Origin of the sequence: Azospirillum sp. B506 (genome assembly GCF_000333595.1) — a bacterium.
In the GTDB taxonomy this organism is placed as follows: domain Bacteria; phylum Pseudomonadota; class Alphaproteobacteria; order Azospirillales; family Azospirillaceae; genus Azospirillum.
The window spans coordinates 1-7,843 of record NZ_BADK01000002.1 but is presented as its reverse complement, the minus strand read 5'-3'; the positions used below and the strand labels follow the sequence as shown (position 1 = coordinate 7,843).

7 protein-coding genes and 1 pseudogene are annotated in these 7,843 nt (G+C 66.3%); 5 read left to right on the top strand and 3 right to left on the bottom strand.

Annotated features, from left to right (window positions below; genetic code table 11):
* Positions 1 to 1,015 (bottom strand): annotated as a pseudogene (locus I71_RS00045) (hypothetical protein); the annotation flags it as partial.
* 373 nt (positions 1,016 to 1,388) lie between these two features.
* Between I71_RS00045 and leuD the strand changes: the two are divergent.
* Together leuD and leuB are read left to right on the top strand one after the other, a co-directional pair.
* Entirely contained in the window at positions 1,389 to 2,000 is a 612-nt protein-coding gene (gene leuD / locus I71_RS00040; protein WP_042688550.1) for a 3-isopropylmalate dehydratase small subunit, read from the top strand.
* Positions 2,001 to 2,073: 73 nt separating this feature from the next.
* A complete protein-coding gene (leuB, locus tag I71_RS00035) occupies positions 2,074 to 3,189 on the top strand; it encodes a 3-isopropylmalate dehydrogenase (protein ID WP_042688549.1) in 1,116 nt (371 codons plus the stop codon).
* A gap of 93 nt (positions 3,190 to 3,282) precedes the next feature.
* Here the strand turns inward: leuB and I71_RS00030 are convergent, their stop codons facing one another.
* Positions 3,283 to 3,573, bottom strand: a complete 291-nt coding sequence (locus tag I71_RS00030; RefSeq protein ID WP_042688548.1) for a general stress protein — start codon at positions 3,571 to 3,573, stop codon at positions 3,283 to 3,285.
* 529 nt (positions 3,574 to 4,102) lie between these two features.
* Between I71_RS00030 and I71_RS00025 the strand changes: the two genes are divergently transcribed.
* Together I71_RS00025 and I71_RS00020 are read left to right on the top strand one after the other, a co-directional pair.
* Positions 4,103 to 4,498, top strand: a complete 396-nt coding sequence (locus I71_RS00025) for a response regulator (protein ID WP_042688547.1) — start codon at positions 4,103 to 4,105, stop codon at positions 4,496 to 4,498.
* Positions 4,499 to 4,567: 69 nt separating this feature from the next.
* On the top strand, positions 4,568 to 6,031 hold the full coding sequence (locus tag I71_RS00020) for a hypothetical protein (protein WP_244433518.1): 1,464 nt from the start codon (positions 4,568 to 4,570) through the stop codon (positions 6,029 to 6,031).
* A 13-nt stretch (positions 6,032 to 6,044) separates the two neighbouring features.
* Here the strand turns inward: I71_RS00020 and I71_RS00015 are convergent, their stop codons facing one another.
* Positions 6,045 to 6,914, bottom strand: a complete 870-nt coding sequence (locus tag I71_RS00015) for a CoA ester lyase (protein WP_042688546.1) — start codon at positions 6,912 to 6,914, stop codon at positions 6,045 to 6,047.
* A 193-nt stretch (positions 6,915 to 7,107) separates the two neighbouring features.
* Here I71_RS00015 and pdxY point away from each other — a divergent pair.
* On the top strand, positions 7,108 to 7,843 hold a 736-nt coding region (gene pdxY, locus I71_RS00010; RefSeq protein WP_042688545.1), incomplete at its 3' end, for a pyridoxal kinase PdxY.

Sequence of the window (7,843 nt, the reverse complement as noted above, 5' to 3'; positions counted from 1 at the left end):
CCGGCGCCGCCGTCAGCCACTCGTTCCGCTTCCCCATCGAACCAGCGACCGCCGCGCCGACAACCCCGGCCGGGATCAGAACGAACAGCGCCAGCACCCGCAGGTCGAAGAACGCCACTTCGCCCACCGTCAGGGGAGAGAAGCTGAAGACGAAGGGGAAGAACAGCCGCTGCCACAGGCCGGGCGGGAAGAAGCTGACATTGACATAGTCGGAAAGCGCGGCGAAGGGCGACTTGAAGATGTGGTTCATGTGCGGGAAGACCGGGTTCCCGTAATCGTGCCAGAGATGAACCATCCAGACGCCACCGCCCAGCGCCAGCCCGGCCAGCACGCCGATGCCGAAGAAGAAGGCCAGCCACAGCCGCCGCCACGGCCGCGCCGGCAGGGCCAGGAAGCCCAGGCAAAGCCCGACCGCATAGATCACCGTCGGGTTCTTCAACCCCATCGCCGCCCCGGCCAGCAGTCCGGCCGCGGCGACCCGGGCGAAGCTGGGCAGCGCCCGGCCGTCGAGGATGCTGGGCAGGCTGCCGGCGACCACCGCCGCCGCACCCAGCACGCCCAGGCTGACCACATTGTCCTGGAAGGTGGTGCCGATCAGCCCCAGCGTGCCGCCGCCCAGCCCACCCATCGCCGCGAGGGCTATGGCGATCAGGGTGCGTTTCGGGACCGGAACGTTCCGCAGGCAAAAAGAGGACAGCAGATAGAGCAGCGACAGGTTGATGCCTTGCAAGGTCCCCCACAGGAAGCCCGCCACCCGCGCCGGCAGGTGGGTCGCCAGCCAATAGAAGGGTACGTCAAGGACGGGGCTGTAGAAGGTCGGCATCTGTGCCGCAAGCAGATCGCGCCCGATCCGACCGGTCAGCATGGCATAGCCGTTGTACCAGTGGTAATTCCGCAGATCCCAGTTGGCGTCCATGCCGAAGGCCAGCGTCAGCAGCCCATAGGCCGGTGGCGCCAGCAGCAGGAAGGCGATGCCAAACAGGCGGGCGCGGCGGTCGTCGTCATGTCTCGGCATCGGATCGGGCGGGCCTTCATTGTCTCGGTTGGGCACGGCAGCTTGGCAGGTGTCTTGGTAGGCGGGGTGGGGTATTCACCGCAAGTCCGCCGCCCGATGAACAGCCATGGCGTTGCCGCTATTCCCGGTCTGCGCCGGGCAATCGTCATGCCGGTCGAGTGCTGCGCTTTGCCGACCGAAGTCGGGCCTGACCGGGACGATCCGGGCCTGTCTGCGCAACAATCATGCGCGGCGATGCATTCGCGCATGCCTGTTCGCTCATTGCGTGCCGGGAAAAGGGCAAGCTTCCTCTGGCAATGGGGTGTTCGGTCTGCTATTCACCACGCTCTGCATGCGCACGCTTGCGCCTTCTTGCGCGACAGGATTTCTGGCGATGGAAAAGTTCACGGTTCTCACCGGCGTTGCGGCGCCGCTGCCGATGATCAACGTCGACACCGACATGATCATCCCGAAGCAGTTCCTGAAGACCATCAAGCGGACGGGGCTTGGCAAGCACCTGTTCGACGAGATGCGTTACACCCCCGATGGGCAGGAGATCCCGGACTTCGTCCTGAACAAGCCGGCCTACCGCAAGGCCAGCATCATGGTGGCGGGTGACAATTTCGGCTGCGGCTCCTCGCGCGAGCATGCGCCGTGGGCGCTGGCCGATTTCGGCATCCGCTGCATCATCGCCCCCAGCTTCGCCGACATCTTCTACAACAACTGTTTCAAGAACGGCATCCTGCCGATCAAGTTGCCGAAGGAGCAGGTCGACCTGCTGCTCGACGACGCATCGCGCGGGTCGAACGCCGTCATCACGGTCGACCTTGAGAAGCAGACCATCACCGGCCCGGACGGCGGCTCGATCTCCTTCGAACTCGACCCGTTCCGCAAGCATTGCCTGCTGAACGGCCTGGACGACATCGGCCTGACGCTGCAGCAGTCGGCCCACATCGACGGGTACGAGGGCAAGCAGCGCGCCGGCCAGCCGTGGATGTGGGGCTGACCGCCTTACATCCTCCCCCGATTCCCTTCAACTTCTGTCTTCTTGACGTCTGACATTTGGGAGTGCGCCCGCCATGGCCGCCAATAAGAAGCTTCTGTTCCTCCCCGGTGACGGTATCGGCCCGGAGGTGATGCGCCAGGTTCGCCGGGTCATCGACTGGATGGACCGCAAGCGCAAGATCACCTTCGACGTGTCCGAAGGCCTGGTCGGCGGCGCGGCCATCGACGCCCATGGCGTTCCGCTGTCCGACGCCACCCTGGCCGAGGCGCTGGCGGTGGATGCGGTGATGCTGGGCGCCGTCGGCGGTCCGAAGTGGGACAACCCGACCGACTACACCAAGCGGCCGGAAGCCGGCCTGCTGGCCCTGCGCAAGGAACTGGGCCTGTTCGCCAACCTGCGCCCGGCGGTGGTGTTCGACGCGCTGGTCGATGCCTCGACCCTGAAGGCCGACGTCATCCGCGGCCTGGACATCCTGATCGTCCGCGAGCTGACCGGCGGCGTCTATTTCGGTGAGCCGCGCGGCATCACCGACATCGGCAACGGCGAGCGCCGCGGCGTCAACACCCAGGTCTACACCACCTCGGAAATCCGCCGCGTCGCCCGCGTCGCCTTCGAGCTGGCCCGCAAGCGCGGCAACAAGCTCTGCTCGATGGAAAAGGCGAACGTCATGGAATCCGGCCTGCTGTGGCGGCAGGAGGTGACCAAGCTGCACCAGGAAGAGTTCCAGGACGTCGAGCTGAGCCACATGTACGCCGACAACGGCGCCATGCAGCTGCTGAAGAACCCGAAGCAGTTCGACGTGATCGTCACTGACAACCTGTTCGGCGACATCCTGTCGGACGAGGCGGCGATGATGACCGGCTCGCTCGGCATGCTGCCCTCCGCCTCGCTCGGCGCTCCGGATGCCAACGGCAACCGCAAGGCGCTGTACGAGCCGGTGCATGGCTCGGCCCCGGACATCGCCGGCCGCGATCTGGCCAACCCCTGCGCCACGCTGCTGTCCTTCGCCATGTGCCTGCGCTACTCGTTCAACCTGGACGAGGACGCCAAGCTGATCGAGCGCTCGATCCAGAACGTGCTGGGCGGCGGCATGCGCACGTCCGACATCATGGCCCCGGGCATGGCGCGCTGTTCCACCACCGTCATGGGCGACTCGATCCTGCGCGAGCTGGACAAGTTGGCCTCCTGATCGGTTTTCCGACCGGCCTTCAAGGAAAAGCCCCCGTCCGCATGGACGGGGGCTTTCTTGTCTGCACGGGCTGCAGCATTTCCCCTGTCCGGGTCAGTCTCCACCGGCCGGGCGGTCGGCCGGGCGGCCGCCGTGACTCGCCTGTCCTCCCTTGCGTCCGGCTTCCGCCGCCAGCGAGGGGTTCTTGGAGAAGCTGCGCGAGGAGGCGGGCACGCTGCGCCCACCCTTGCGACCGGCTTCCGCCGCGAGTTCCGGGTTCTTTGAAAAGCTGCGCTTGTCGGCCGGTACGCTTTCGCCGCCCTTGCTGGCAATTTGGCGTTGCCGATCCGGGTCCATCGACGCGAAGCCGCGGCCTGACGTCCGATTGCTCTCTTTCGAGGCCATAACCAACCTCCGACTGTGCCTTGCTGAATTGACAACCAATCGGTGGCGCGCTGGTTCCTGCTTCGCCGTATTAAAATCGTCCGATCTGTCCGCAGGCCCGGTTGGCCGCATCAGGGGTTGCCCTGCGCCTGGTTGAGAGGTTGTATAGGTCGTCCGGTGGTGCATTCTTTCGATAGAAAGCCAAGAAGTTTATCTCGCGTTCGGCGATGCATGGCAAAATGACACAGGCATAGCCAATATGAACCGTAAGGTCTGATATTGAAATATTTCTTCCAAAATTTCTAAAATACAACTGATTTCATAAGATTTTCACGAGGAGATATCAGAGTTTTTATTGGAATAGAAGGGAAATCCCTTCCAGAATTGGCGATGTTTCCGAAAGCTAATACTTTCTCTTTATGAGAAATATGCGGAATTTTGTGGATTTTTTGCGGATATCTTTAAGAAATTCGCAAGGCATTCCGGAGCTTGATTGTGTAGCCGGCGGATCCGATGCCGGGCCGGGTTCATTGGGGCAGGGGAGGGTGCGATGCCGACCGTGCTTGTGGTTGACGATGAACCCATGGTGCGTATGACGTTGCGTCGTCTGCTTGAAAAATCGGGCGTCGAAGTGACCGAGGCGCAGGATGGTGCCGAGGCCATGCGGATCTTCCGGGCGAGTCGGCCGGATCTGGTGATCTGCGATCTGGTGATGCCATTCGCCGACGGCCTCCAGACGATCTTGCGCATGCGGCGCTTGGACCCGGCGGTCAAGATCATCGCCATTTCCGGCGGCGGCCGCAGCAAGGCGATGGAATTGCTGGCGGTCGCGCGGCAGATGGGGGCCGATCATGCGCTGGCGAAGCCGATCGAACGCAGCCAGATCGCCCTGATCGTCGATTTCTGCGGGCGCGACGGTGGCAGTCCGCCTTCGCGTGGTCTGTAAGGCGGCGGAGGGGGGATAGGCGGGGGTGGCTGGAGGAGCTGTCGGGTGGTGATGCGGAGGATCGCGTCCATGCGGCGACTGCTGCGCCGATGGTTCAGTGAGGCTGGAGCGGCCGGTCCGCTGCCTGCATCGGCCGCCGGCCATCCCAACGCCGGCCATCCCAACAATGCCGCAAGGCCGGCGCCAACGGAGGAAAACCGGCAGGAACTGCGCGCCCTGGAGCAGCGGCTGTGGCGCTTGCTGATGCAGCCGGCGGTCGCATCGACCGGCCGGGTCCATCTGCTCGATCTCGGTATGATGCGGGATCGTCTGGGGGGTGGATGGCCGGCCTTGCGGCCGCGGGTTCTGTCCGCCGCCGACACCATCATCGATCGTTACCTGACCCGCAACGACATCCGGTTCCGAACCGCCGGCGACGACTACATCCTGGTGTTCGCCTCGCTCGACCGCCATGCGGCGGCGCTGGTCTGCGCCAGGGTTGCGCAGGAACTGCTGCAGCTCTTCCTCGGCGACGACCGCTCGGCCGATCTCCGCGTCTCGACCGCCGTCGGCGTGGCGGATGGGCAAATCCGCTTCGAGCATGCCCTTGCGACGGTCCTTCTGGCCGGGGCGCGGCAGAGTGCGGAGCCGGCAGGGGCGCCGGGCGGCGAGCGGCAGGATGCCGCCGCGTCGGCCGGCGCGGTGGAACCGGACGGCTTCCCCTTGATGTCCGGCGCGATCCTCTACACCGAGGATGGGGGCGGCAAGGCCAGGCCCGTCCTGCGTCAACTGAGGCTGTCGCCCGACGATGCCGGCCGGTTCGGCATCCGGTATCGGCCGGTCTGGGACATCGGACAGCAGGCGATCTCAACCTATATGGGCACGCCGGTGCGCATCTTCCCCGACGGCTCCTTCATCGAAGGCTCGGCGGCGTTGACTTCCCTCACCGATGCCATGGAGATCCTGCAGCTCGACGCCGATGCCCTGGTCGAGTCGGTGGAAATCCTGAACGGGCTTTTCCGCAACAAATCCCGGCTGATGATGTCGGTGCCGATCTGTTTCGAAACCCTGGCGGCCCGCCGGACCCGGCTGCCCTTCCTGGAGATCTGCCAATCGATTCCCGATTATCTGCGCCGCTTCCTGATCTTCGAGCTCCTGCGCTTTCCGCCGGGGGTGCCGACCGGGCGGCTCAGCGAACTGCTGCACGAGGTCAGCCCCTATTGCCGCTGGACCTTCATGCGGATGGAGTTCAAGGCGCAGAGCTTTTCCGGTCTTGCCGGCACCGGCCTGAACGGGATCACCGTGGCGATGCCGGCCGACCGGTCCGCCGAAGCGCGGCTGATGGAGGAGCTGAACGGCATCGTCACCGCGGCGGAGCGCGCCGGCCTGATGATCTGCGTCGCCGGCCTGTCGACCACCAGCATGGTGGTGGCGGCGCGGGCATCGGGAGTCAAGCTGGTCGCCGGCAATCGCATCGGCCCGCCGCAGGATCGGCCCCGGTCGATGGTCCGCTTCGACTGGCCCGACCTGTTCCGCGACGGGGATGACGAGTGACGGCCGGTCTTTCTCAAAGCGCCGCGATGGCCTCGGCCAAGGTCACCAGCCGACGGGCATTCTCGACATGCAGGGTCTCCACCAGCTTGCCGTCGACCAGCACCACACCCTGGCCCGCGGCTGCGGCCTCGGCATGGGCGGCGATGATGCGATGGGCCTGGGCGATCTCCCCGGCATCGGGGGCGAAGGCGGCGTTGCAGGCGGCGATGGTCTTGGGGTGGATCAGCGTCTTGCCGTCGAAGCCCAGCTCTCGCCCCTGCCGGCAGGAGGCGGCGAAGCCCTCGTCGTCGTTCAGGTCCAGATGCACGCCGTCCAGCACCGCCAGCCCAAAGGCCCGCGCCGCCAGCAGGCACAGCCCCAGGCTGGTGATCATCGGCAGCCGCTGCGCCGTGTGGGCGGCATGCAGATCCTTCGCGAGGTCCGAGGTGCCGAGCACAAGCCCGCCGATCTTGGGCGAGGCACCGGCGATCTCCTTGGCGTTCAGGATGCCGAGCGGTGTCTCCATCATGCACCAGACCGCTTGTCCGTCCGGCGCACCGGCGGAGCGCAGCACCGCCTCGGCCTGCCGCACCGCGTCGGCGCTCTCCACCTTCGGCAGCAGCACGGCATCGGCGCCGCTGGCGGCGGCCATGCGCAGGTCGTCATAGCCCCAGGGGGTGTTCAGTCCGTTGACGCGGACGATCAGTTCCCGCCGGCCATAGCCGCCGGCGGCCAGTGCCCCGGCGATGGTGTCGCGGGCCATCGCCTTGGCATCCGGGGCGACCGCATCCTCCAGGTCCAGGATCAGCCCGTCGGCGGGCAGGCTGCGCCCCTTCTCCAGGGCGCGGGCGTTCGAGCCGGGCATGTAGAGCACGCTGCGGCGGGGGCGGACGGTCGTGGCCATGGCGGTTTTCCCAGGACTGCGGATGATGGGGACGGCCAGCTTTAGCCGTGTGCCGTCCCCCTGTCCATGGGCCAAGCCGCCACAGCCTCGACCGCAGGCGGCCCGGCTGCATGGCTGCCATGCCGCCTGCCCCCGCCATCCTGGCGGAGTCGGCGGCTTTACGCCCGGCGGACCGTCGCTTACGCTTCCTCCCATGAAAAGCGTCCTCACCATCCAATCGCATGTCGCCTATGGCTATGTCGGCAACCGCGCCGCGGTGTTTCCGCTGCAGCGGCTGGGGATCGACGCCACGGCGGTGAACACGGTCCAGTTCTCCAACCACACCGGCTATGGCGCCTGGACCGGCCAGGTCTTCACGGCCGAGCACATCGCCGACATCGTCGATGGCATCGCTGCCCGCGGCGTGCTGCCGGCGCAGGACGCGGTGCTGTCCGGCTATATGGGCGCGGTCGAGCTGGGGCAGGTGATCGTCGAGACCGCGGCGCGGGTGAAGGGCGCCAATCCCAAGGCGCTCTACTGCTGCGATCCGGTGATGGGCGATGTCGGCCGCGGCTTCTTCGTGCGGCCCGGCCTGCCGGAATTCATCCGCGACCATGCGGTCCCCGCCGCCGACCTGATGACGCCGAACCAGTTCGAGCTGGAATATCTGACCGACCGCAAGGTGGCGACGCTGGAGGACGCGCTGGTCGCCACCGCAGCACTGCGCGCACGCGGGCCTCGGCTGGTCCTGGTCACCAGCCTGACCCGCAGCGATGCCGATCCGGATAGCATCGAAATGCTGGTGGACGGCACCGACGGCGCCTGGCTGGTGGCGACGCCGCGCCTGACCTTCGATCCGCCGCCAAACGGATCGGGCGACGCGGTGGCGGCGCTGTTCCTCGCCCATTACCTGAGCGCCTTCGATCCGGCCGACGCGCTGGAGAAGGCGG

Excerpts from the sequence above, each read along its gene's own strand:
- leuD (WP_042688550.1), top strand. The coding sequence starts at position 1,389 with ATGGAAAAGTTCACGGTTCTCACCGGCGTTGCGGCGCCGCTGCCGATG.
- leuB (WP_042688549.1), top strand. The coding sequence starts at position 2,074 with ATGGCCGCCAATAAGAAGCTTCTGTTCCTCCCCGGTGACGGTATCGGC.
- I71_RS00030 (WP_042688548.1), bottom strand. The coding sequence starts at position 3,573 with ATGGCCTCGAAAGAGAGCAATCGGACGTCAGGCCGCGGCTTCGCGTCG.
- I71_RS00025 (WP_042688547.1), top strand. The coding sequence starts at position 4,103 with ATGCCGACCGTGCTTGTGGTTGACGATGAACCCATGGTGCGTATGACG.
- I71_RS00020 (WP_244433518.1), top strand. The coding sequence starts at position 4,568 with ATGCGGCGACTGCTGCGCCGATGGTTCAGTGAGGCTGGAGCGGCCGGT.
- I71_RS00015 (WP_042688546.1), bottom strand. The coding sequence starts at position 6,914 with ATGGCCACGACCGTCCGCCCCCGCCGCAGCGTGCTCTACATGCCCGGC.